This window comes from Bradyrhizobium sp. SZCCHNR1093 (assembly GCF_032381175.1).
GTDB lineage: Bacteria > Pseudomonadota > Alphaproteobacteria > Rhizobiales > Xanthobacteraceae > Bradyrhizobium.
The window spans coordinates 259,262-281,770 of the sequence record NZ_JAUHJJ010000006.1; the positions used below are offsets into that span (position 1 = coordinate 259,262).

At 64.7% G+C, this 22,509-nt stretch carries 23 protein-coding genes; 10 read left to right on the plus strand and 13 right to left on the minus strand.

Translation table 11 applies throughout. The annotated features are described in order from the left end of the window. Positions 1-51: 51 nt before the first annotated feature. Positions 52-1,401 carry a hypothetical protein gene (locus QX070_RS21150; protein WP_315738975.1) on the minus strand — a complete coding sequence of 450 codons (1,350 nt, stop codon included), beginning with the start codon at positions 1,399-1,401 and terminating at the stop codon, positions 52-54. 287 nt (positions 1,402-1,688) lie between these two features. On the opposite strand from QX070_RS21150, the gene QX070_RS21155 reads away from it, so the two are divergent. The 5 genes from QX070_RS21155 to QX070_RS21175 all read left to right on the plus strand — a co-directional run bounded on the left by QX070_RS21155 (position 1,689) and on the right by QX070_RS21175 (position 4,754). Beyond that, positions 1,689-2,066, plus strand: coding sequence for a DUF2147 domain-containing protein (locus QX070_RS21155; protein WP_315738976.1), 378 nt, complete (start codon positions 1,689-1,691; stop codon positions 2,064-2,066). A gap of 57 nt (positions 2,067-2,123) precedes the next feature. Continuing rightward, positions 2,124-2,816 (plus strand): SGNH/GDSL hydrolase family protein, encoded by a 693-nt coding sequence (locus QX070_RS21160; protein WP_315738977.1) that lies wholly within the window; start codon positions 2,124-2,126, stop codon positions 2,814-2,816. 86 nt (positions 2,817-2,902) lie between these two features. After that, positions 2,903-4,027 (plus strand): acyltransferase, encoded by a 1,125-nt coding sequence (locus QX070_RS21165; RefSeq protein WP_315738978.1) that lies wholly within the window; start codon positions 2,903-2,905, stop codon positions 4,025-4,027. Between the two features lie 100 nt (positions 4,028-4,127). Further along, positions 4,128-4,421, plus strand: a complete 294-nt coding sequence (locus QX070_RS21170; RefSeq protein WP_315738980.1) for a type II toxin-antitoxin system RelE/ParE family toxin — start codon at positions 4,128-4,130, stop codon at positions 4,419-4,421. Between the two features lie 3 nt (positions 4,422-4,424). Beyond that, positions 4,425-4,754, plus strand: coding sequence for an addiction module antidote protein (locus QX070_RS21175; RefSeq protein ID WP_315738981.1), 330 nt, complete (start codon positions 4,425-4,427; stop codon positions 4,752-4,754). 301 nt (positions 4,755-5,055) lie between these two features. Here QX070_RS21175 and QX070_RS21180 read toward each other — a convergent pair whose 3' ends face one another. The 6 genes from QX070_RS21180 to QX070_RS21205 form a co-directional block, all read right to left on the minus strand. Further along, positions 5,056-6,174 carry a cobalamin-independent methionine synthase II family protein gene (locus QX070_RS21180; RefSeq protein ID WP_315738982.1) on the minus strand — a complete coding sequence of 373 codons (1,119 nt, stop codon included), beginning with the start codon at positions 6,172-6,174 and terminating at the stop codon, positions 5,056-5,058. A gap of 423 nt (positions 6,175-6,597) precedes the next feature. Continuing rightward, positions 6,598-7,314: an ABC transporter ATP-binding protein gene (locus QX070_RS21185; RefSeq protein WP_315738984.1), complete on the minus strand. Its 717-nt coding sequence runs from the start codon at positions 7,312-7,314 to the stop codon at positions 6,598-6,600. Beyond that, a complete protein-coding gene (locus QX070_RS21190; RefSeq protein WP_315738986.1) occupies positions 7,314-8,060 on the minus strand; it encodes an ABC transporter ATP-binding protein in 747 nt (248 codons plus the stop codon). The genes QX070_RS21185 and QX070_RS21190 overlap by 1 nt, the downstream gene beginning before the upstream one ends. Then, entirely contained in the window at positions 8,057-9,094 is a 1,038-nt protein-coding gene (locus tag QX070_RS21195; protein WP_315738987.1) for a branched-chain amino acid ABC transporter permease, read from the minus strand. Before QX070_RS21195 ends, QX070_RS21190 begins: the two co-directional genes overlap by 4 nt. A 7-nt stretch (positions 9,095-9,101) precedes the next feature. Then, positions 9,102-9,971: a branched-chain amino acid ABC transporter permease gene (locus QX070_RS21200; RefSeq protein WP_315738988.1), complete on the minus strand. Its 870-nt coding sequence runs from the start codon at positions 9,969-9,971 to the stop codon at positions 9,102-9,104. A 238-nt stretch (positions 9,972-10,209) separates the two neighbouring features. After that, entirely contained in the window at positions 10,210-11,388 is a 1,179-nt protein-coding gene (locus QX070_RS21205) for an ABC transporter substrate-binding protein (protein WP_315712906.1), read from the minus strand. A 332-nt stretch (positions 11,389-11,720) separates the two neighbouring features. Here QX070_RS21205 and QX070_RS21210 point away from each other — a divergent pair, with 332 nt between their 5' ends. After that, positions 11,721-11,972, plus strand: coding sequence for a hypothetical protein (locus tag QX070_RS21210; RefSeq protein ID WP_315738989.1), 252 nt, complete (start codon positions 11,721-11,723; stop codon positions 11,970-11,972). Between the two features lie 15 nt (positions 11,973-11,987). On the opposite strand, the gene purU is transcribed toward QX070_RS21210, so the two are convergent. Then, on the minus strand, positions 11,988-12,851 hold the full coding sequence (gene purU, locus QX070_RS21215; protein ID WP_315738990.1) for a formyltetrahydrofolate deformylase: 864 nt from the start codon (positions 12,849-12,851) through the stop codon (positions 11,988-11,990). 156 nt (positions 12,852-13,007) lie between these two features. On the opposite strand from purU, the gene QX070_RS21220 reads away from it, so the two are divergent. After that, positions 13,008-13,850: a uroporphyrinogen-III synthase gene (locus QX070_RS21220; RefSeq protein WP_315738991.1), complete on the plus strand. Its 843-nt coding sequence runs from the start codon at positions 13,008-13,010 to the stop codon at positions 13,848-13,850. A 12-nt stretch (positions 13,851-13,862) separates the two neighbouring features. Here QX070_RS21220 and QX070_RS21225 read toward each other — a convergent pair whose 3' ends face one another. Both QX070_RS21225 and QX070_RS21230 read right to left on the minus strand, forming a co-directional pair. Further along, a complete protein-coding gene (locus QX070_RS21225; protein ID WP_315738992.1) occupies positions 13,863-14,657 on the minus strand; it encodes an N-acyl homoserine lactonase family protein in 795 nt (264 codons plus the stop codon). A 25-nt stretch (positions 14,658-14,682) separates the two neighbouring features. After that, positions 14,683-15,438 carry an SDR family NAD(P)-dependent oxidoreductase gene (locus QX070_RS21230; protein ID WP_315738993.1) on the minus strand — a complete coding sequence of 252 codons (756 nt, stop codon included), beginning with the start codon at positions 15,436-15,438 and terminating at the stop codon, positions 14,683-14,685. 138 nt (positions 15,439-15,576) lie between these two features. On the opposite strand from QX070_RS21230, the gene QX070_RS21235 reads away from it, so the two are divergent. Beyond that, positions 15,577-16,494 (plus strand): AraC family transcriptional regulator, encoded by a 918-nt coding sequence (locus QX070_RS21235; protein ID WP_315739135.1) that lies wholly within the window; start codon positions 15,577-15,579, stop codon positions 16,492-16,494. Positions 16,495-16,560: 66 nt separating this feature from the next. Here QX070_RS21235 and QX070_RS21240 read toward each other — a convergent pair whose 3' ends face one another. The 3 genes from QX070_RS21240 to QX070_RS21250 form a co-directional block, all read right to left on the minus strand. Further along, positions 16,561-17,514 carry a GDP-L-fucose synthase gene (locus QX070_RS21240; RefSeq protein WP_315738994.1) on the minus strand — a complete coding sequence of 318 codons (954 nt, stop codon included), beginning with the start codon at positions 17,512-17,514 and terminating at the stop codon, positions 16,561-16,563. Further along, positions 17,498-18,553: a GDP-mannose 4,6-dehydratase gene (gene gmd / locus QX070_RS21245; protein ID WP_409997659.1), complete on the minus strand. Its 1,056-nt coding sequence runs from the start codon at positions 18,551-18,553 to the stop codon at positions 17,498-17,500. The genes QX070_RS21240 and gmd overlap by 17 nt, the downstream gene beginning before the upstream one ends. Before the next feature lie 159 nt (positions 18,554-18,712). Then, positions 18,713-19,387: a Crp/Fnr family transcriptional regulator gene (locus QX070_RS21250; protein WP_315738997.1), complete on the minus strand. Its 675-nt coding sequence runs from the start codon at positions 19,385-19,387 to the stop codon at positions 18,713-18,715. A 330-nt stretch (positions 19,388-19,717) separates the two neighbouring features. Between QX070_RS21250 and QX070_RS21255 the strand changes: the two genes are divergently transcribed. Continuing rightward, positions 19,718-20,539, plus strand: a complete 822-nt coding sequence (locus QX070_RS21255; RefSeq protein ID WP_315712912.1) for an ABC transporter ATP-binding protein — start codon at positions 19,718-19,720, stop codon at positions 20,537-20,539. Continuing rightward, positions 20,536-22,467: a long-chain fatty acid--CoA ligase gene (locus QX070_RS21260; RefSeq protein WP_315738998.1), complete on the plus strand. Its 1,932-nt coding sequence runs from the start codon at positions 20,536-20,538 to the stop codon at positions 22,465-22,467. The genes QX070_RS21255 and QX070_RS21260 overlap by 4 nt, the downstream gene beginning before the upstream one ends. Positions 22,468-22,509 lie beyond the last annotated feature (42 nt).

A 22,509-nucleotide genomic window follows, 5' to 3' on the forward strand; every position in this document is an offset into this window, starting at 1 on the left:
ACCCCTTCTTCGCCGCCCACGGCGGTCGTTTGTATTGATCCCTAAGGAATGTCAGTCGCGACGCCGCGAGATGACGTAGGACTCGTCGTAGAACCACAGCCCGTTGTGCTTTCGCAGAACCTCTCTGGCGGCGTCGAGCGCACGAGACGAGTGGGCGACCTCCGTCAGGCGGTCTTCCTCGATCTGCGCGACATACACCGCCGCGTTCCAGGCTGCAAAGGCCGTCGAGGTTCCGATGGTACCGGTGACCTCGTTGGGCAGAGCCTCCATCTCATACCTGAAAATCGAGCGATTGTCCGCATAGGCGTTAAAATTTAAGTCCCGCCCACTGGAGCCGAGCTCGTATTTCACGGCGCGCAATAGCTCATGGCGGCTGACCGAGAAAGGATTTTCTCCGGGCCAGACCGCCTGGATGATGTCCAGGCCCGGATCCTGGCCGTGGGAGTGGATTCCGATCAGCCGCCCGCCCGGCTTCAGCGCCCTCGCCAGAGGTGCGATGATGCGCTTGGCGCGGAAATTGACGGAGGAACGGGCCCGGTAGGGCTGCGAGGCGATGATCAGGTCGAAATTGGCCTCGACCCGCCCGGCCCGCGGGATGATGCCGTCGAGCAGGAAGCGGTGATCCTCGCGGTAGAGCACCAGCGCGATCGGCCGCTCATAGACCGGCATGCCCGTGCGCTGGGAGACGTTGGCGCGCCAGTTCTGCTCCAGGAACGGCTTCAGCGCCGCGATCTGGGTCTCGAAATCCCCCGACGAATCGCCCTGCAGCACGACCTCGTGCCAGATCATCGATGCCGCCACCGACGGCGAGGCCGGGGTCAGCCAGGGCGCCTCGGCATAGTTCATGTTAGTGAACACGAACACGCTGGCGGGGTGCTCGAACAGCCGGTCCGGCACCTTTTCCAAGGTCAGCCGGACGTCCTCGAGGCTCAGCTCCTTGCCGGCGACATAGAACGGGATGTGGGGAAAGCGGCCATGCATGGTCCGCAGCACCTTCGACAGCACGGTGCCGTCGCCGACGCCGGCATCGAACAGCCGCAGCGCCGGGGGCCGGGGATGGATGCTGGCGAGCTCGAGACCGACGCGTTCCGCCACCACCCGCTTCTCGCTGCAGGTGTGCACGAACAAGAGATATTTCTGGCGGTTCTCGAAGAAGCGGAAATTGCTCTTGGGATCGCGCTTCTCGGGCACGACATCGAGCCGCGGCGGCGGCAGGGTGCCGGTGGATGCCGCGATATAGGCCTGGATGCGGTCGAGCGTGTCGATGGTGATGCGCTTGCCCTCGCGCAGCCGCTGCACGAGCTTGCCGTCGTTGACGGCGCGCCGGCCGAACGTCGATTCCGCCATGTCGGACTGGCGGCAGAACTCCGTGATCTGGGCGAGCAGCTGGTCGTTCTTCATTCGGCCCGGCGGGGTGGGAAACATGAGTGGGCAGCGCGCCCCTGGCCCAACCTCCTAGCACCATCTGCCCACCATTGGAAAGAGCCCGAACCCGGAACCTTCCGGACGCAGAAACACCGGATACGCCGCTGTCGCGCCACATCGGCACGCCCGGTCGCGAGGTGCAGCATGTCCGAACCTGCTATCTTTGTTGAACAATGGAGACGAAGCGTATCGCCGTCGGCCCGCCGCATCGCCGACACGATCCGCCAGCAACAAGCTCGTCTCGAAGGATTAGGGAGGCACGCATGATCGGTCGTTTTGTCCTTGGACTTGGGTTCTCGCTCGCGCTGGCCGCAGGCCCGGCGCTCGCCGACGACGTCACCGGCGTCTGGCTGCGCGAGAGCGGCGCCTCCAAGGTCAAGTTCACCCCCTGCGGCGGCGCCATCTGCGGCACACTGGTCTGGATCAAGGAGGGCACCGACACCCCGGCCAAGGTCGGCCAGCGGCTGTTCTCCGGGATGAAGCCGACCGGACCCAATGCCTGGGCCGGCAGCTACAGCAATCCCGATGACGGCAAGACCTACGATGCCAAGATGACGCTGTCGGGCGGCACCTTGACGACCGCGGGCTGCGCGCTCGGCGGCATCGTCTGCCGGTCCTCGACCTGGACGCGGGCGAATTAGAGCTCCGTTTGCGAATTTGCACTACGGTTTCACCGATCGAGGGCACCAATCGTCCACATGGCAGCGAAGGCACAGGCGCGACTGGGTTTTGTGCTGTTTGCGGTGATTGCCGCGGCAGCCGCGACGTTCGTGCTGGTGCGCCGCTCTGCGGCGCCGTCCGGCAGCGACCACCGGACGGTTCGCCAGCTCATCATCCACTACAACCTGCTGGCGCGCCCCGATGATCCGATCATCGTGCTTGGCGACAGCATCGTCGAGGCGGCGACGCTGCCGGCCAGCACCTGCGGGCATCCGGTCGTCAACGCCGGTCTCGCCGGCGCCGGGACGCGCAGCGACCTCGCCGGCTGGCTCAAGCCCGCACTCGGACCGAAGCGGCCGTTCGCGATCATCGTCTCCCTCGGCGTGAACGATGCACTGACCGCCAAGCCCGACTCCAGCGAGGTCTTCGCTGGACGCTACGAGGCCTTGCTGCGCGAGCTGTCAAAGCTCACCACGCGCATCTTCATCGCTGAGTTTCCCCTCGTCGAGGCGCGCGGGCCATTCACGCCGGCCATGGAGAAGGCCGCCATGGCGAGCATCACCGGCTATCGCGCCATGCTGCCGAACCTCGCGAGGCGCACCGGCGCGACCTTCCTGCCCCTGCCGCCGATGGAGTCGCCGTTCACGCTCGAAGGCATCCATCTGAATGCCACGGGCTATCGATCCTGGGACCAGGCGATCCTGCAGGGAACCGAGCTCGCCTGCCGCTGATCCCCGCAGGCAGCGAAAACAATCCTTCACTTCGCGCCGGCTAGGATTGGACCGCACATCCCGTCGAGACGGTTAACGATCACCGCATGGCCCTGCCTCACACATCGACATCGCCTGGGACTCACAAGCTGCTCGGGCTCGAGCTGCTGCGTTTCCTCGCCACCATCTCGGTGCTGCTGTGGCACTACCCGCACTTCGCCTACATCGCCGATGCCCCTGTCGATCTCGTCCGCAGCGAGCTGCCGTTCTACAATGTCCTGTTTCCGTTCTATGATCTCGGCGAATACGGCGTCGTGATCTTCTGGTGCATCTCGGGCTTCATCTTCTTCTGGAAGTACGGCGCGATCATCCCGGACGGCACGGTCGACGGCTGGACCTTCTTCGTCAACCGGCTGTCGCGGCTCTATCCGCTGCATCTCGCAACGCTGCTGCTGGTCGCGGGGTTGCAGGCCCTCTATGTCGCGCAGCACGGCTTCTTCTTCGTCTACCAGAGCAACGATCTCGCTCATTTCGTCGCCCAGCTTTTCATGGCGAGCGACTGGCTGCCGCCGACCGGGGTCAGCTTCAACGGCCCGATCTGGTCGGTCTCGATCGAGGTCCTTGCCTATGCGGTGTTCTTCCTGGCGCTGCGTTTCGTCACCACATCACCGCTGTTGAACCTGGCGATGATCCTGGCCGGCATCGCGAGCGGGACACTGGTCGGCAAGTGTTTCGTGTTCTTCTATGCCGGCGGACTGGCCGCCATGGCGCGGCAGAGCGTCGCCGATGCCTGGTATCGGCCGAAGCTCGAGGCCCTCGCTTTGAGCGCGGCTGTCGGAATTCCGGTCGCTCTCTGGATCTCCGGCATTGAGCTGGCCGAGCGGGCCGCAGCTCTGCTGCTGGTCACCACGCCGATCCTGTTGTTCGCCTGCGCGAGGCCGATCGCCCTGCCGCGGCGCATCGAGAACCTGCTGCAGGCCGCCGGCAACATGACCTATTCCTGCTATCTGCTGCACTTCCCGATCCAGCTTGCGATCGCACTGGTTTTTGGCTTTTTAGGACGAGCAATTCCATACGGCAGCCAGTCGTTCTGGATTGGCTTCATGGCGCTGACCCTGTCGGCGGCGTACGTCACCTATCGCGGGTTCGAGGCGCCAGCGCAGCGGCTGATTCGTCGCGCACTGCTACGCAAAAACGAAACGGGGCGGATTGCTCCGGCCGCCCAACCTTGATCGCAAGACCGCCGAGCCCAGCGCTCGGGCAGGAGGGCATTGCCGGCGCGCCTCGCTCTCGCACCCTTGCGCCTCTGTACCTTTTAAGATACACTCTTTCATGCTCGAAATCCGGCAGACCAGCGAATTCAAGGAATGGCTTCTTGGTCTGCGAGATGCGAGAGCAAAGGCACGTATTGCTGCCCGCATTGCCCGTGCTGAAGGTGGCAACCTCGGGGACAGCAAGCCCGTTGGTGGGGGCGTCTCCGAAATGCGGATCGATTACGGCCCCGGCTATCGGGTCTATTTTCGCCAGAAAGGCAACGTCTTGGTGATCCTGCTTTGCGGTGGTGACAAGAGCACCCAGCGTTCCGATATCCGGCGCGCTCAAGAACTGGCCGAGAGAGAGGGGTAGCGAATGGCAACAACGCGCTTCGATGCCGCGGAATATCTTGCAGAGCCGGAGGCCCAAGCCGAGTTTCTGGCCGCGGCGCTTGAGGACGGCACCGCTGATGAAATCCGCGCCGCGATCAACACAATTGCCCGGGCGCGCGGCATGTCGGAAGTCGCAAAGGCAACCGGCATCCGTCGCGAACAGCTCTATCGGGCGCTTGGTGAAGACGGGAACCCGGAGTTCGCCACCATCCTGAAAGTGCTCCGCGCTCTCGGCGTGAAGCTCACCTCGGCTCCGCCTAAGAGGGCTCCGAAGCGGAAGACCACCAAGAAGGCGGGCCGCCGGGCCGCGTAGTGAGATCTTCGAGATGGCATTGAATGTGCTGGTCGTTACCAGCCATTCAGCAGATCATCGGCCTCTTGCAACAGAGCCAAGACCCGACGGGATTGCTTGGGCGGCTTGATGAGTCCACCTCGACCAGACCTATTGAAATCGCAATCGTCAAAATCAGGTCACGGACATGGCGGCTCTTGCATCCATCGCCGTGAAGGATCGCCGCGCATTTGCCGCGGCGATCCTGTTCCGAAGCGACCGTCTTAGTCAGCCGCCCCGGGTAAGGTACGGGTCTGACTTCAATGGGCTCCTGTCCGCAGGCTTACTTCCCCCAGATCTCCTCGGCAAGCTCGACGCAGAGGCGCAGCTTGGCCCACTGCTCTTCCTCGGAGAGGATGTTGCCTTCCTCGGTCGAGGCGAAGCCGCATTGCGGGGACAGCGCGAGCTGGTCGAGCGGGGCGAACTTCGAGGCCTCCTCCAGGCGGCGCTTGATGTCGTCCTTCTTCTCGAGTTCGCCGACCTTCGAGGTGACGAGACCGACCACGACGACCTTGCTGCCCTTGGGCAGGAAGCGCAGCGGCTCGAAGCCGCCGGCGCGCTCGCTGTCATACTCCAGGAAGTAGCCGTCGTAGTTGGTGTTGGCGAGCATGGTCTCGGCCACCGGCTCGTAGCCGCCCGAGGAGATCCAGGTCGAGCGGAAATTGCCGCGGCAGACGTGGGTCGTGATCGTCATGTCGGCGGGCCGCTCGGCGATCGCGTAGTTAATGATGCGCGAATAGATCTGCTGCAGGCCATCAGGATTGTCGCCACGCTCCCTGGCCTTCTGCAATTCGTCCTGCGAGCACAGATAGGCCCACACGGTGTCGTCGAACTGCAGATAGCGGCAGCCGGCGTCGTAGAACGCCTTCACGGCCTTGCGATAGGTCTTGCCGAGATCCTCGTAGAAGGCGTCGAGATCGGGATAGACGTCCTTGGAGATCGACTTGCGGCCGCCACGGAAGTGCAGCACGGCCGGCGACGGGATCGTCATCTTCGCCGTCACATGCGCGGTGTCGGCGTGCTTCTTCAGGAAGCGGAAATGGTCGAGCATCGGATGATCGGTCGGGAAGTCGAGCTTGCTGATCACGCGCACCGCGTCATGACGGGTCTGCACGCCCGTGAACTGGATGCCGGTGTCGGGATGGAACAGCTCGCAGCCAGTCAGCTTGGCGAGGAAGTCGAAATGCCACCAGGAGCGGCGGAACTCGCCATCGGTCGCAAGCTTCAGGCCGGTCGAGGCCTGGCGGTGCACGACCTTCTCGATCTCCATGTCCTCGATCTTTCGGAGATCGTCGGCCGAGATCTCGCCCTTCTCGAGTTTGGCGCGGGCTTCCTTGATCTTCTGGGGCCGCAAGAGGCTGCCGACTTCGTCGGCGCGGAATGGGGGCTTGGTGCGTTGCATGTGCTCACTCCTTGGAAGGCGTCGATTCGTTGGATAGACTTGTTGGGCCGGTTGCGATCTGCCTTGGCGTGCGATCCGGGCAAAGCGTCATGGACGGGTCCATCCCCTACCCCGTATCCGATCGGTATACAATTCCGTTGGAACGGGGAGCTTGGCCCGGTCCCCCGCCACACCACTCGCCTGGGCTGCCAGAAATCATCCAGGGGTGATTTTGCGACCGTCTCCGGGTGGGGCGAGGCGGAAGGGCCGGGTTGCCCTTTGTCGGCGCTTCACGATCGTTCCCTGCGATGACGAATCCTGCATACCAATGTGGCAAAGGCGGCGCGACACACCGCAATCGACTCCCGCACCGCGTGCGTGAACCATATCACAACTGCAACTGAAGATGACGCTGCCCGGCTGTCGTCGAGCCGGTTGATCGGGTCAATGCGCCGCCGCGCTCGCAACCCCCAGATGCCGCTCAAGCGGCGCCGGATCGGCCTTCAGCGCGCTCGACGGGGCATCATGCACGATAGTGCCGCGCTCCAGGATGACGACGCGGTCGGCCAGCGCGAGCAGCTTCTGCGCGTGCTGCTCGACAATGATGGAGCACAGCCCGCCGGCCCGGCTGATGGTGCCGATCGCGGCCAGCAGCTCCTCGACGATGATCGGCGCCAGGCCCTCGGTCGGCTCGTCCAGCAGCAGCACCTTCGGGTTCAGGGTCAGCGCGCGGCCGATCGCCAGCATCTGCTGCTCGCCGCCCGACAGCTGGTTGCCGAAATTGTTGCGGCGCTCCTTCAGCCGCGGAAACATCTGGTAGACGCGCTCGACCGTCCAGGGGCCGGGCTGCGCCACCGCGGTCATGTTTTCCTCCACCGTGAGCGAGCGGAAGATGTTGCGCTCCTGCGGCACCCAACCGATGCCGGCACGGGCGCGCTGATCGGCGCGCAGGCTCGTGATGTCGGTGCCCGCCAAGGCCAGCTTGCCGGAGAAGCGGCGGGTGACGCCGACGATGGAATTGATCAGCGTCGTCTTGCCGGTGCCGTTGCGGCCGAGCAGCGCCAGCACCTGTCCCTCGGGCAGCTTGAGCGACATGTTCGGCAGCACGACCGCCTGACCGTAGCCGGCGCGCAGGTTCTCGATGGTCAGCAGATCGGTCATCACGCAGCCTCGCCGAGATAGACCGCCTTGACCTGCGGATCGCGCGCGACCTCGTCCGGCGTGCCTTCGACCAGCAGAGCGCCGGAGACCAGGACCGAGATGCGGTCGGCGAAGGAGAAGACGAGATCCATGTCGTGCTCGATCAGCAGCACCGTCACATCGCGCGGCAGCGCGGCGACGGCGGCGAGAATGTCCTTGCGCTCGCCCTCGGGCACGCCGGCGGCGGGCTCGTCGAGCAGCAGCACGCGGGGCTTGGCGGCGATCGCGACGGCGATCTCGAGCAGGCGCTGCTTGCCATAGGGCAAGGTCGAGGTACGATCATTCATCACGTCGAGCAGGCGGAAGCTCTCCAGCGTCTCGGCGATCTCGGCATTGATGTCGTCGCGCGTGCCCATGCGCCGCCACCAATTGCCGCCGCCGCCGAGGCGCTCGGACACGGCAAGCCCGATGGTCTCCAGCGGCGTCAGGTCCGGATAGAGCTGATTGATCTGGAAGGTGCGCGACAGGCCGCGCAGCACGCGCTTGTGCACCGGCAGGTCGGTGATGTCCTGGCCTTCGAGCAGGATGCGCCCCGCGCTCGGCTCCAGCACGCCGGTCAGTTGATTGATCACGGTCGTCTTGCCGGCGCCGTTCGGGCCGATCAGCGCGTGGCGCGCGCCCGGCACGATCTGCAGCGACAGGTCGCGGGTGACGTGAAGGCCGCCGAAATGCTTGTCGAGGCCGCGGGTTTCCAATGCGTAGGTCATGGCGCCTCGTTATCGGTGAGGGCCACCGCGGCCTTGCGGCCGGCGATCTGGCGCAGGATGAGGTTGGGCAACCACAGCGCATAGGCGTGGATGCGGTGGCGGCCCACCAGCACGATGACGACGAGCACGAGGCCGATCCAGAACATCCAGTATTGCGGCGTGATCCACTGGAACAGCTCCTGCAGCATCCGGAACACGGCGGCGCCGATCAGCCCGCCATAGAGATAGCCGGAGCCGCCGATGACCAGCATCAGCACCAGGTCTGCGGAGCGTTCGAACGAGAACACGTCGAGCGAGGCCAGTGCCGTGGTCTGCGTGAACAGCGCCCCGGCAATGCCGGCATAGAACGCCGCGACCGTGTAGATCGCGATCAGCCGCTTGTTGACGGGAATGCCGACGGCGGCGGCCCGCAGCGGATTGTTCTTGATCGCGCGCAGCGACAGGCCGAACGGCGAGTGCACGATCGTCCGCGCCAGCAGAAACAGCACGAACAGCACCGCAAGCGCATAGAAGAACCCCGTCTTGCCGAACATGTCGAAGGCGAACACGCCGAAGATCGGCTGGATGTCGATGCCCTGGAGACCGTCGGTGCCGCCGGTGATGTTGGAAAAGCGCTCCGCCAGCGCCTCCATCAAGAGCGCGATGCCGAGCGTCACCATCAGTCGCGTCAGGTCGACACCGCGGATGACCAGGAAGCTGGTGGCGAAGCCAAGCACAGTGGCGGCAAGTCCCGCCACGATCAGCGCCAGCACCGGCTCATTGATGATGCCGTGCACCGAGAGCAGGCCCGCGCAATAGGCCCCGACGCCGAAGAAGGCCGCGTGCCCGAGCGAGACGATGCCGGCGTAACCGAGGATCAGGTCGAGCGACAGAGCGAACAGCGCCAGCCGCAGGATCTCGGTCATGATCAGGTAGCGCGATGGAAACGCGAGGCCAACCGCCAGCACGACGATCCAGAAGGCGAACTCGCTCCAGTGCCAGCGGCCGTGCTGCCTGGCGTGAAATCCGACCTCGGTTTGTGCATTCGTCGTCATGCGATCCTCACCGCGTCGCCGTGCGACCGAACAGACCGTTCGGGCGCCAGATCAGGATCACGATCATGATGGTGTAGATGACGAAAGGGCCAAGCTTCGGCACGTAATATTTGCCGGCGACGTCGCCGATGCCGAGCAGCAGCGAGGCCAGGAACGGCCCGGTGATCGAGGACGAGCCGCCCACGGTGACCACAATCAGGAAGTAGATCATGAACTTGAGCGGGAAGTACGGATCGAGGCCGAGGATCTCGGCGCTGAGCGCGCCGCCGAGGCCGGCCAGTCCGCAGCCGAACGCGAAGGTGAAGGCGAACACCTGCGGCACGTTGATGCCGAGGCCGCTCGCCGCGCGCGGATCATCGACCGCGGCGCGCAGCCGGCTGCCGAACCGCGTCTTGGAGAGCACCAGCTGCAGCCCCACTGTAAGCAGGCCGCATATCACGATGATCATCAGCCGGTAGCGGCCGATGCCGACGCCGAAGACGTCGAACTGGCCCTGCAGCACGTCCGGCAGCTTGATGAAGATTCGCGAGGAGCCCATGATGTAGTCGACAGCGGCCACCGTCATGAAGACGAGTCCGATCGAGAACAGCACCTGGTCGAGATGGCTGCGCGCATAGAGATGCTGATAGAGTGTCCGCTCCAGCAGCGCGCCGATCATGGCGCTCGCGACGAAGGCCAGCGGCAGCGCTGCGAAGAACGGCCATCCCATTCGGTTGACGAGCACGGCGCAGACATAGCCGCCGGCCATGGCGAAGGCGCCGTGGGCGAGGTTGACGAAGTTCATCAGGCCGAGCGTCACGGCGAGCCCGCAGGCCAGCACGAACAGCAGCATGCCGTAAGCGACGCCGTCGAACAGGTTGGTGAGGATGGCGGTCATGGAGTCGAGTTTCAGTCCCCGGTCATCCCTTCATCCGAAGGGCATGCATACAACGCTTGCTCAGTCTGCGCCTCTCCCGCTTGCGGGGGAGGTCGGATCGCATCGGAACGATGTGATCCGGGTGGGGGAAATCTCTCCACACGACGCGTGTGCCGTGGGGTGCCCCCACCCCAGCCCTCCCCCGCAGGCGGGGGAGGGAGCGCACGGTCCGTGCGCGCTTGAGATGACGCCTATCGCGTCACTTCTTGGCCTTGCCCGGATCCTTGACGGCGTCGAAGGTCTGGAACTCGACGTTGTAGAGCTCGCCGTCGACCTTCTCGACCTTGCGGATGTAGACGTTCTGAACGATGTCGCGCGTCTCCGGATCGATCGAGATGGGACCGCGCGGGCTCTCCCAGGCCATGCCCTTCATCGCAGCAATCAGGGAATCGCCGTCGGTCTTGCCACCGGTCTTCTTCAGCGCCTCGTAGATCAGATGGATGCCGTCGTAGCCACCGACCGCCATGAAGCCTGGACGGCTGTTGAACGCCTTCTTGTAGGCCGCGACGAACTCCTTGTTCTTCGCCGACGGATGCGCCGCCGAATAGATGTGCGCGGTGACGGCGCCGAGCACGGCGTCGCCCATGTCGTTGAGCAGGTCGTCGTCGGTGACGTCACCCGGTCCGATCACCTTGATGCCGCTCTTGTCGAGGCCGCGCTCGGCATATTGCTTCATGAAGTTGCCGCCCTGGCCGGCCGGCACGAACACGAACATGGCGTCCGGCTTGGCGTCCTTCATGCGCTGCAGGAAGGGAGCGAAGTCGGGATTCGCCAGCGGAACCTTGATTTCCTCGACGATCTCGCCGCCGCCGGCGGTGAAATGCTCCTTGAACGAGGCCAGCGCGTCGTTGCCCGGCGCGTAGTCCGAGGTCAGGGTGGCGACCTTCTTGATGCCGTTCTTGACCGCCCAGTCGCCGATGATGGTGGAGGACTGCGGCAGGGTGAAGCTGGTGCGGACGATGTACGGCGACTTCTCGGTGATGATGGAGGTGCCGGCGGCCATGACGACTTCCGGAATCTTGCCCTGGGTGGCAAGCGGCGCGGCGGCGAAGGCCGCCGGCGTCACGCCGAAGCCGGCGATCACGTTGACCTTGTCGTTGACGATCAGCTCCTGCGCCAGACGCTTGGTGTTGTCGGGCAGCGCGGCGTCGTCCTTGAGGATGACCTGGATCTTCTTGCCGGCGACGGTGTCGCCGTTCTGCTGCATGTAGAGCTTGATGGCATTGTCGATCTGCTTGCCGGTCGACGCCTGGCCGCCGGTCATCGGCACGATCAAGCCGATCTTGAATGCGTCTTCGGCCCGCGCCGCACCGGACGCGAGCGCAGCCGCGGCAAGAGCCGCACTGGCGAGCGTCAGTGTCTTGCTTCGCACGAACATTGAAACTACCTCCCTGGTCGGATCAGGACCGCAGCCCCCGGCCATTGTTGTCTTAACCGTGCGATCTCGTTCACGATATCGCGGGCGCATCGCTGCGGACTCGGGACCCCGTTGTCAATGGCGATCATGGGAGGCTTCGTGAACGGTAGGTTTCCGCCACGAACCACCAATCCGTGATTGGTATATTAATACCTACATCATCGAACGGCCAAATTTTACCAATTGATGGCAAATCGTTAGGGTCCGGGCCGCGGGTCGCCCGCAGCACGAAAGGTCCCCCGTCAATGCCGGCCAGACGCCACCCCCGGACCAGGCTCTTTCCGGCCGCAACGATGCTTCTGGCCGTGGCCGGGCCGATCCTCGCCGGCTGCTCGTCGATCAATGAGAAGGTCGGCGCGGGGATGGGCGATCTGATGCCGCAATGGGCCGGCGGCCTGCCGGCCGGTGCGCCGCCCCGTCCAGGAACCCCGGAATACGACCGTTTCATGCAGGAGCGCGAGCGGCAGCGGCAGATGCCGGCCGCCGAACGCGACAAGGAGACGCAGTCGAACGCCAACGCGCAGGCGACCGTCCCCGGCCGCTGACGCGCGGTCGCGACATCAATCCATGAAGACGACGGTCTTGCGGCCGTTGAGGATGACGCGATCCTCGAGGTGATAGCGGATCGCCCGCGCCAGCACGCGCCGCTCGATGTCGCGGCCCTTGCGCACGAGGTCCTCCGGCGTGTCGCGATGGCTGATGCGCTCGACATCCTGGTCGATGATCGGACCCTCGTCGAGATCCCGGGTCACGTAATGAGCTGTGGCGCCGATCAGCTTGACGCCGCGCTCATAGGCCTGGTGATAGGGTTTTGCGCCCTTGAAGCCCGGCAGAAATGAATGATGGATGTTGATGCAGCGGCCCGACAGGCTCGCCGACATCTCGTCCGACAGGATCTGCATGTAGCGCGCCAGCACGACGAGATCGGTCTTCGTCTCATCGACCAGCTTCAGGATCGCCTGCTCCTGGTCGCGCTTGGTGTCCTTGGTCACCGGCATGTGGTGGAACGGGATGTCGCCGAAATCGAGCCCGGCATAGGTCTCGCGCGGATGGTTGGAGACGATGGCGGTCGGAATCATCGCGAGGTCACGGGTGCGCCAGCGATAGAGGATGTCGACCAGACAATGGTCGAACTTCGACACCAGCAGCATCACCCGGCGCTGCCCGGCGCGGTCGCGCATCTGCCAGTCCATCGCAAAGCGCTCGGCGATCGCGGCGAAGCCGGTCTGCAGCGCCGGCAGGTTGACGGCGAGATCGGCGGCCGTGAACACCACCCGCATGAAGAAGTGACCCGTCTCGAAGTCGCCGAACTGCTGGGCATCGAGAATGTTCTGGCCATTATGGGCGAGGAAGGTCGAAACGGCCGAGACGATCCCGGGACGATCCGGGCAGGACAGGGTCAGGACATACTGGTGGTCGGACATGGCGATGACGTACCGGGCGGATGATGTGAGGATGAATGATGCGGCAGGCTTGGCGCCCGTTCGGGCCCTGCTCTATCACCCTCCACGCCCTTGCGCCAACGCTCGGCGCGGGGGCAGGATGAACAAAACATCAACTCTCAAACTTCGAGCATCGCCATGGCTGACAGGCTGACCGGCAACCGCATCCTGATCCTGGAAACCCGCGAGGAGGCGCAGTTCTCGCGGCTGCTCGCCGAGCAAGGCGCCGACGTGCTGCAATGTCCGATGTTCACGATCCAGGATGCGCCGGACCCCGCGCCGATCGAGGCCTGGATCCGCCGCTGCATCGAGCGGCCGTTGGATGATCTCGTGCTGATGACCGGCGAAGGTCTGCGGCGGTTGATGACGGTGGTGCGGAGAATCGGGCTCGAGACCGAATTCATCGCGGCGCTTCGCAAGGCCCGCAAGTTCACCCGCGGCCCCAAGCCGGGCCGCGCCTTGCGCGAGCTCGGGCTCGAGCCGCAGGTCACGACCGAGAAGCCGACGTCGGAAGGCGTCGCCGAATTGTTGGCGCGCTTCGACCTCAAAGGCCACCGGCTCGGCCTCCAGCTCTATCCCGACAAGGATCATGCGGCGCTGATCGGCGCCATCGCGGCCGCGGGCGCCGAGGTCGATCCGGTGCTGCCCTACGTCTACGACGCCAAGGCCGCGGATGCGAACATCCTCACCGCGATCGACGAGATGATCGCCGGCAAGGTCGACGCGATCGCGCTGACGAGCTCGGGCCAGCCGCGGCGGCTGTTCGACGTCGCCAAGGCACATGGCGTCGAAGACCGCCTGCGCCAGGGACTGGCGCGCACGCCGATCGCCTCCGTGGGGCCTGTGGTCACCGAGGAGCTGCATGCCCATGGCGTTGCGCCGACGATCACGCCCGCGGGCGAGGCCTATTTCATGAAACCGCTGATCTCGGCCATGGCGGTGACGCTCAGTGGAAAGCCGCCGCGGACGGCGACGAGCTGAACGGCCCGGAACTCAATCGAAGTAGGACGGCGCGTGTGCGATCGTCGCATTCTGCACGATATCGTGGTTGATCCAGAGCTGCGCCCCCTCGGCCCGAACGACGGCATCGACGCGCGCCATCGATCGTTGCGACTGCTCCGCATCGGCGTTCATGGTCGGCACGCGGCGATGCTCCATGTTGTAGCGGTCATGCGCAACGTCGCCTGACAGCAGGATCGGCCCGGTGTTCGCGAGCCGGACCAGCAGCGAACTGTGCCCTGGCGTATGTCCTGAGGTCGCGATCACACGGATCGAACCATCACCGAACATGTCATGGTCTCCGTCCATCAGTTCGACCTTTGCCTGCCTCAGGCATTCATAAAGCAAAGGCACATAGCCATGCTGTCGATAGTCGGGACCGAACATCGCCCGATGCTCGTCCCGCTGGATGTGCCACGTGGCATGCGCGAACAGCCGCGCATTGCCGACATGGTCGAAATGCGCATGAGACAGAATGACCGTCGCCACATCCTCGGGCACAAGTCCGATATCGGCGAGTTGGCTGACGATCGGGCGCGCAACGACGCCCCTGATGCCGTGGGCGATGATCCGGCCGCCGGCCTCCTCTGCGATCGTATCCTCGATGCCGGTATCCCACATGATCCAGGCGCCGCCACGATGGATCAGGTAGGCATTGCAGCTCAACGTGACCTGTTCGCCCTCCCACTGTCCCGGCGTATAAACCGATCGATCAGGCGCGACCGCGAGCCCGGCATCCAGCACGTAGAGCCGATCGATGGTGCCGGCGGGTCCTGCTGAAACTGACATGGGAGATCTCCCGGATTTGCTCGTCTCAGATGCCTTGTCCACCCGAGACTTCGATCCGCTGCGCGTTGACCCAGCGATTGTCCTCCGACAGCAGGCTCGCGATCATCGGCCCGATGTCGTCGGGCAGGCCGGCGCGGCCGAGCGCGGTGATGTCCGCAAACACCTTGTTGATCTCGGGATTGTCGCGAACCACCCCGCCGCCGAAATCGGTCTCGATCGCGCCGGGCGCCACCGTGTTGACCGCGATCCCGCGGCCCCCCAATTCCTTCGCCATGTAACGGGTCAGCACCTCGACCGCGCCTTTGACCGCCGCATAGGCGGCGTAACCGGGAAACGACGTACGGGTCAGGCCGGAGGACAGGTTGACGATGCGGCCGCCATCGGCGAGCAATGGCAGCAATGTCTGCGTCAGGAAATAGACGCCCTTGAAATGGACGTCGACCAGGCGATCGAATTGCGCCTCAGTGGTCTGGCCGATCAAGGCATAGTCGCCATGGCCGGCATTGTTGACGAGATGGTCAAACGTCTCTCGGCCCCAGGTCTCGCGCAACGCGGTCCGCAGCCGCTCGGCAAACGACATGAAACCTGCGACGTCACCGGTGTCCAGTTGCAAGGCGACAGCCTTGCGGCCCAGCGCAGCGATCTCCGCCATGACCGCGTGAGCGTCGTCCACTCTGGACTGGTAGGTGAGGACGACGTCGCCACCGCGGCGGGCGATGTTGAGCGCGGCGTTGCGGCCGAGGCCTCGGCTCGAACCGGTCACGAGAGCAATCTTGGTCATGGTCTGAACTCCTGCGGTCTTGACCACCCCGATATCGACCAGGCGCGCGCGCCTTTGTTGCCGGAAGCTCGCCGCTTCTTGCCTAATCCTCCAAAATGCGGTGCATCGCCGGCGTCGACCGATTAGGCTCGGACCATGATGAGCACGCTCCTTCACGCCGTGGGCCGCCACGCCGAAGCCCATGCCGACGGTGCCGGTATTGGCCAAACACCAATCCCGGGCCTGATGACCGTACGGGCGACCGCGCCCAGCGGCCTCCTCTACGCGATCTCGCGGCCGCTGGTCTGCCTCGTCGTGCAGGGGAGCAAGCATGTCACGATGGGCGGCCAGGGCTTCGGCTTTTCCGCTGGGGATTCGCTGTTGATCACGGCCGACGTGCCGACCGTCAGCCAGATCACGCGCGCAAGCATCGCGGCGCCCTATCTCTCGCTCGTGCTCGAGCTCGATCCGGCGATTCTCACCGATCTCTCGGCACAGATGGATGACGCCGGCGGAGACGACCAGGCGCCGGTCCGAGTCGACCCGACCGATCGCGAGGTGGCCGACGCTGCACTACGTCTGATGCGCTTGCTCGATCGTCCGGAATCGATACCGGTGCTGCGGGGACAGTTGTTGCGCGAGATGCACTACTGGCTGTTGACCGGCCGGCACGGAACGGCGATCCGTCGTCTCGGCTGGCCGGATGGCCACGCGCAGCGTATCGCACGCGCAGTGGCCGTGCTGCGCACCGAGTTTGCACGGCCCTTGCGGGTCGAGCAATTGGCGGCCGTCGCGGGCATGAGCCCGTCGTCATTCCACCAGCACTTCCGCAGCCTCACCTCACTGTCGCCGCTCCAGTTCCAGAAGCAGCTTCGGTTGATCGAGGCGCGACGGCTTATGCTGGCGGAGGGCATGACCGCAGGCAGCGCGGCCTTTGCCGTCGGCTATGAGAGTGTGCCGCAGTTCACGCGCGAATACGGCCGGATGTTCGGCTCGTCGCCGGTGCGCGAGATCAAGGCGGTGCGCAGCAAGATAGGGGCTGTGCAAGGAGCCGCCGAGGGACGCGCGGCCGAATGACAGGGTTTGCGGCGGAGCAAGTCAGCGTCTCGCGTTCGATTCTGGACGGCTTCGCAAGGACGGACGTTACGCTGCGCCGTGCCCCGTCTCCGTGAGGAACGACTGATACGCGCGCGCGATGCCGTCCTGAAGCGAGGTCGTGGCGCGCCAGCCGAGCTTCGCGAGCCGCGACACGTCGAGCAGCTTGCGCGGCGTGCCGTCGGGCCTCGAGGTATCGAAGCCGATGGCTCCTGTGTAGCCGACGGCCGCTGCAACGACGCGTGCGAAATCGGCGATCGTGATGTCCTCGCCGGTGCCGATGTTGACCAGCTCCGAATCCGAATAGGTCTTCATCAGATGCACGCAGGCATCCGCCATGTCGTCGACATAAAGGAATTCGCGGCGCGGCGTGCCGGTGCCCCAGACCACGACCTCGCCGGCACCCGCAAGCCTGGCCTCGTGGAAGCGGCGGATCAGCGCCGCGACGACGTGGCTGTATTCAGGATGGTAGTTGTCGCCGGGACCATAGAGATTGGTCGGCATCACGTTGATGAAGTCGGCGCCGTACTGGCTGCGATAGGCCTCGACCATCTTGATGCCGGCGATCTTGGCGATCGCATAGGGCTCGTTGGTCGGCTCCAGCGGCCCGGTCAGCATGGCGTCCTCGCGCAACGGCTGGGGGGCGAGCTTGGGATAGATGCAGGAGGAGCCGAGAAACATCAGCTTCTCGGCGCCGTTCACATGCGCGGCGTGGATGACATTGGCAGCAATCGCGATGTTGTCGTAAATGAACTCGGCGCGCAGCGTGTTGTTGGCGACGATGCCGCCGACCTTCGCCGCGGCGAGGAACACGACCTGCGGCCTGGCGCGGGCAAACCAGGCGAACACGGCCGCCTGATCGCGCAGATCGACCTCGCTGCGCGGCACCGTCAGCAGCTCGACGCCTTCGCTCGCCAGCCGCCGCACCAGCGCGCTGCCGACCATGCCGCGATGGCCCGCGACGAAGACACGCTTGCCGCCGAGATCAAACGGCGTTGCCAATGCTCGCCTCCCGCCGCGCGGCGCACAGATCGCTGGCGACCATTTCCTTGACCAGCTCGGCGAAGCTCGTCCTCGGTTTCCAGCCGAGCTTGTCGCGCGCCTTGCTGCAATCGCCGATCAAGAGGTCGACCTCGGTCGGGCGGAAATAGGTCGGGTCGATCCGCACCACCACCTTGCCGGACTTGGCGTCGATCCCGGTCTCCTCGACCCCCTCGCCGCGCCATTCGATGCGGCGATCGACCTCGGCGAAGGCGAGCTCGACCAGCTCGCGCACCGAATGGGCCTCACCGGTCGCCAGCACGAAATCGTCGGGCGTATCGGCCTGCAGGATGCGATGCATGCCCTCGACATAGTCGCGCGCATGGCCCCAGTCGCGCTTGGCCTCGAGATTGCCGAGATAGATCGTCTCCTCCAGGCCGATCTCGATGCGGGCGACGCCGCGGGTGATCTTGCGGGTCACGAAGGTCTCGCCACGGATCGGGCTCTCATGGTTGAACAGGATGCCGTTGCAGGCGAACATCCCATAGGCCTCGCGATAGTTCACGGTGATCCAGTAGCCATAGAGCTTGGCGCAGCCGTAGGGCGAGCGCGGATAGAACGGCGTGGTCTCTCGCTGCGGGATCTCCTGCACCAGACCGTACAGCTCCGAGGTCGAGGCCTGGTAGAAGCGCGTCTGCTTCTCCATGCCGAGAATGCGAATGGCTTCCAACAAGCGCAGAACCCCGAGCGCATCGGCATTGGCCGTGTATTCCGGGCTCTCGAAGCTGACGCCGACATGGCTCTGGGCGGCGAGATTGTAGATCTCGTCGGGGCGGATCTGCTGCACCAGCCGGATCAGGTTGGTGGAATCGGTCATGTCGCCGTAATGCAGCAGGAACGGCACGTTGCCTTCGTGCGGATCCTGGTAAAGATGATCGACCCGCGCGGTATTGAAGGATGACGACCGCCGCTTGATGCCGTGCACGGTGTAGCCGAGGCCGAGCAGATATTCGGCCAAATAAGCGCCATCCTGGCCGGTGACGCCCGTAATCAGCGCCACGCGACCGCTGCAATCCTGCCCCGCCATACTCACTCCAACACCGTCTCGGCCCTTCAAGGCCGGAGTTCCCGGTGAGCAGTCCACAGCCGAGGCCGCGGGTCAAGCTCAACGACGAACCAGCGCCGGATAGACCCTGAAGGGGCCTGCGAAAAGCGGAATCTAATCCCCGTAACAGCGCAGGCTGTCGAGATCGATGACCGTCACTCCGCCATATTCCACGCGCAGCAGGCCTTCGCGCTCCAGCGTCTTCAGGCATTGATTGGCATTCTGCCGCGACAGGCCCGAGAGCGCGCCAATCTCCTCCTGGGTGATCTCCAGGTGACGGGTCGTATTCGGGTAGAGGATCGGGTTGAACAGCGAAGCGATGCTGCGGGCGAGCCGCGCCGTCGCATCCAAGGTGCGGCCGACTTCGACCAGGCCGATGAACTGGCCGAGCCGCTCGTTGAGCTGGGTGACGAGGAAGCGGTTGAAGCCGACGCTGTTCTCGAACAGCCACATGAAGGTCGGCCGCTCCATCAGCGCGACGCGCGTATCGCGCAGTGCCACGACATCATAGCGGCGCGGCTCGTTCTTCAGCACGCTGCCCTCGCCGAACCAGGCGCCCGCCGACATGCCGGCGAAGGTGGTGGCTTTGCCGCCGCGTGACACCGTGCTCATGCGGGCCAGGCCGGTGACGATGCCGGTCCAGTATTCGAACGGGTCGCCGCGAACGAAGATGTGCTCGTTGGCCGCATAGGAACGCTCGACGATGCCGGACGAGGCGGTGTCGATTTCCTCGGGCTTCAAATGGCAGGACCATGGCGCGATGCGCAGAAGGGTATCGGAAGAGATCAAGCCGTCATCTCGTCTCGTCGAAGCTCGCGGCGATCATATTGCATCGCAACAATCCTGCGGTGAAATTTGCCTGGGAAATGTCAGGCGCAAGACAGTTCCTGATAGCGCTTTCCCCTATCGAGGACCACCGCCTTCGACTCGCGCATCCTGGGACGGGATGACGCGCGCCTGAGATGCGGCAAAATGCACCCGCTCGGGTGGCCCGTCATTCGTCGGATGGCGCGGAACCGATGCCCGGGATAGGATTGCAACCGATGCGACGAACTCAACGTCGCACGACACAATGCCTAAAGAGCGCGCCAAGCGCCGAAGACAGTTCGGGAGGACGACTTGGACTATACGTTGGAAGCGCGCGGAGTCTCGCTGCGTTTCGGTGGGGTGAGAGCCCTGACCGACGTCAGCTTCGGCGTGCGCGAAGGCGAGCTGTTCTCGATCATCGGCCCCAACGGCGCCGGCAAGACCTCGATCGTCAACTGCATCTCCGGCCGCTACAAGCCGACCGAGGGCCGCCTGTTCCATCGCGGCCGCGACATCACCGGCCTGCCGCCGAGCGCGCGCGCCAACATCGGCATCGGCCGCACCTTCCAGAACCTCGCGCTGTTCCACCACATGAGCGTGCTCGACAACATCATGGTCGGGCGGCATCACCTTTTGAAGAACAACTTCCTCACCGGCTCGCTCTATTGGCTCACCGGCGCACGGCGGGAGGAGCTGAAGCATCGGGAGAAGGTCGAGCAGATCATCGACTTCCTCGACCTGCAGTCGGTGCGCAAGGCGCCGGCCGGCACCCTCTCCTACGGTTTGCGCAAGCGCGTCGAGCTGGCGCGCGCGATGGCGCTCGAGCCGCATCTCATCCTTCTCGACGAGCCGATGGCCGGCATGAACTTCGAGGAGAAGGAGGACATGGCGCGCTACATCGTCGACCTCAACGAGGAATTCGGCATGACGGTCGTGATGATCGAGCACGACATGGGCGTGGTCATGGACATCTCCCATCGCGTCATGGTGCTCGATTTCGGCCGCAAGATCGCCGAAGGCGACCCGGCCGCCGTGCTCGCCGATCCCCACGTCAAGCGCGCCTATCTCGGCGAGGAGGACGAGCTGCTGGTCGATCCCGACGAGGCGCCGTCCATCGCGGAGGACGCGGCATGATGGACTATGCAGGGCGCGTCCGGCAGGCCGACACCTATCCGAAGCTGCTGCGCCTCAATGCAAGCGAGCACGGCAAGGAGATTGCGCTGCGCGAGAAGAATCTCGGGCTGTGGCGCACCTTCACCTGGGCCGACTACCAGGCGCGCGTGCGCGATTTCGCGCTCGGCATGGTCGAGCTCGGGCTCGGCAAGGACGATGTGGTCGGAATCATCGGCGACAACCGGCCGGACTGGGTCGCGGCCGAAATCGCGACCCACGCGATCCGGGCCTTGAGCCTGGGCCTCTATCGCGATGTGCTCGATGACGAGGCGGCCTATCTCTTGAACTATGGCGAGGCGCGGCTGGTCTTCGCCGAGGACGAGGAGCAGGTCGACAAGCTCTTGAACCTCGCCGACCGCGTGCCGGTGCTCAAGCACATCGTCTATTCCGATCCGCGCGGCATGCGCAAATATGACGATCCCCGGCTGCTGCCGGCCGACAAGCTCGCCGAGCTCGGCCGCAACAGAGCGGCGCGCGAGCCCGGCCTCTACGACCACATGGTCGATGCGACAAATGGCGATGACGTCGCGATCCTCTGCACCACCTCGGGCACGACATCGCATCCCAAGCTCGCGATGCTCTCAGCGGCGCGCGTGCTGAAACACTGCGCCACCTATCTCAGCTTCGATCCCAAGGGCCCCAACGATGAATACGTCTCGGTGCTGCCGCTGCCCTGGATCATGGAACAGGTCTATGTGCTCGGCAAAGGTCTGCTCTGCCGGATGAAGGTCAACTTCGTCGAAGAGCCCGATACGATGATGAACGACTTCCGCGAGATCGCGCCGACCTTCGTGCTGTTCGCACCAAGGGTGTGGGAGCAGATCGCGGCCGACGTTCGTGCCGCCGTCATGGACGCCTCGCCGCTGAAGCAGCGGCTCTATCATCTGGGCATGTCGACCGGCCTCGCCGCGCTGGGGAAGGGTCAGCATTCGAGCTTTGCCGATCTGCTGCTGTTCCGTGCGCTGCGCGACCGGCTCGGCTTCACCCGGCTGCGCTCGGCCGCCACCGGCGGCGCCGCGCTCGGGCCCGACACGTTCAAGTTCTTCCGCGCCATGGGCGTGCCCCTGCGCACGCTCTACGGCCAGACCGAGCTGCTGGGGGCCTACACGCTGCACCCCGACGACAAGGTCGATCCCGACACGACCGGCGTGCCGATGTCCCAGGACATCGAGATCAAGATCGACCAGCCCGACAGCCAGGGCATCGGCGAGATCCTGGTGCGCCACCCGAACATGTTCTTGGGCTACTACAAGAACCCGGAGGCCTCGACCGCCGACGTCAAGGACGGTTGGATGCACTCGGGCGATGCCGGCTATTTCAACCGAGAGAAGCAGCTCGTCGTCATCGACCGCATCAAGGATCTCGCCGAGACCGCACGCGGCGAGCGCTTCTCGCCGCAATATATCGAGAACAAGCTGAAATTTTCGCCCTACATTGCGGAAGCCGTCGTGCTCGGCGCCGGCCGCGAGCATCTGGCGGCGATGATCTGCATCCGCTACTCGATCATCTCGAAATGGGCGGAGAAGAACCGCATCGCGTTCACCACCTACTCCGATCTCGCCTCGCGCAACGAGGTCTATGCGCTGCTGCAGCGGGAAGTGGAAACGGTCAACGCGACCTTGCCCCCGGCGCAGCGCATCGCCCGCTTCCTCCTGCTCTACAAGGAGCTCGACGCCGACGACGGCGAGCTGACCCGCACCCGCAAAGTCCGCCGCAGCGTCATCAACGAGAAATACGCCGGCATCATCGACGGGATCTATGGCGGCAAGCCGGACATCCCGGTGGACACCGTCATCCGCTTCCAGGACGGCACCACCCAGCGCATCCGCACCACGCTGAAGGTCGTCGACCTCGGCGGCCATGGACCCATGGCGGAGGCCGCGGAGTGATGAGTCTTCCGTCACATGAGATCGTCATGCGCGGGCTCGACC

Bases quoted from the DNA above. Each gene is read 5' to 3' on its own strand.
- QX070_RS21150 (WP_315738975.1), bottom strand. From the start codon at position 1,401: ATGAAGAACGACCAGCTGCTCGCCCAGATCACGGAGTTCTGCCGCCAG.
- QX070_RS21155 (WP_315738976.1), top strand. From the start codon at position 1,689: ATGATCGGTCGTTTTGTCCTTGGACTTGGGTTCTCGCTCGCGCTGGCC.
- QX070_RS21160 (WP_315738977.1), top strand. From the start codon at position 2,124: ATGGCAGCGAAGGCACAGGCGCGACTGGGTTTTGTGCTGTTTGCGGTG.
- QX070_RS21165 (WP_315738978.1), top strand. From the start codon at position 2,903: ATGGCCCTGCCTCACACATCGACATCGCCTGGGACTCACAAGCTGCTC.
- QX070_RS21170 (WP_315738980.1), top strand. From the start codon at position 4,128: ATGCTCGAAATCCGGCAGACCAGCGAATTCAAGGAATGGCTTCTTGGT.
- QX070_RS21175 (WP_315738981.1), top strand. From the start codon at position 4,425: ATGGCAACAACGCGCTTCGATGCCGCGGAATATCTTGCAGAGCCGGAG.
- QX070_RS21180 (WP_315738982.1), bottom strand. From the start codon at position 6,174: ATGCAACGCACCAAGCCCCCATTCCGCGCCGACGAAGTCGGCAGCCTC.
- QX070_RS21185 (WP_315738984.1), bottom strand. From the start codon at position 7,314: ATGACCGATCTGCTGACCATCGAGAACCTGCGCGCCGGCTACGGTCAG.
- QX070_RS21190 (WP_315738986.1), bottom strand. From the start codon at position 8,060: ATGACCTACGCATTGGAAACCCGCGGCCTCGACAAGCATTTCGGCGGC.
- QX070_RS21195 (WP_315738987.1), bottom strand. From the start codon at position 9,094: ATGACGACGAATGCACAAACCGAGGTCGGATTTCACGCCAGGCAGCAC.
- QX070_RS21200 (WP_315738988.1), bottom strand. From the start codon at position 9,971: ATGACCGCCATCCTCACCAACCTGTTCGACGGCGTCGCTTACGGCATG.
- QX070_RS21205 (WP_315712906.1), bottom strand. From the start codon at position 11,388: ATGTTCGTGCGAAGCAAGACACTGACGCTCGCCAGTGCGGCTCTTGCC.
- QX070_RS21210 (WP_315738989.1), top strand. From the start codon at position 11,721: ATGCTTCTGGCCGTGGCCGGGCCGATCCTCGCCGGCTGCTCGTCGATC.
- purU (WP_315738990.1), bottom strand. From the start codon at position 12,851: ATGTCCGACCACCAGTATGTCCTGACCCTGTCCTGCCCGGATCGTCCC.
- QX070_RS21220 (WP_315738991.1), top strand. From the start codon at position 13,008: ATGGCTGACAGGCTGACCGGCAACCGCATCCTGATCCTGGAAACCCGC.
- QX070_RS21225 (WP_315738992.1), bottom strand. From the start codon at position 14,657: ATGTCAGTTTCAGCAGGACCCGCCGGCACCATCGATCGGCTCTACGTG.
- QX070_RS21230 (WP_315738993.1), bottom strand. From the start codon at position 15,438: ATGACCAAGATTGCTCTCGTGACCGGTTCGAGCCGAGGCCTCGGCCGC.
- QX070_RS21235 (WP_315739135.1), top strand. From the start codon at position 15,577: ATGAGCACGCTCCTTCACGCCGTGGGCCGCCACGCCGAAGCCCATGCC.
- QX070_RS21260 (WP_315738998.1), top strand. From the start codon at position 20,536: ATGATGGACTATGCAGGGCGCGTCCGGCAGGCCGACACCTATCCGAAG.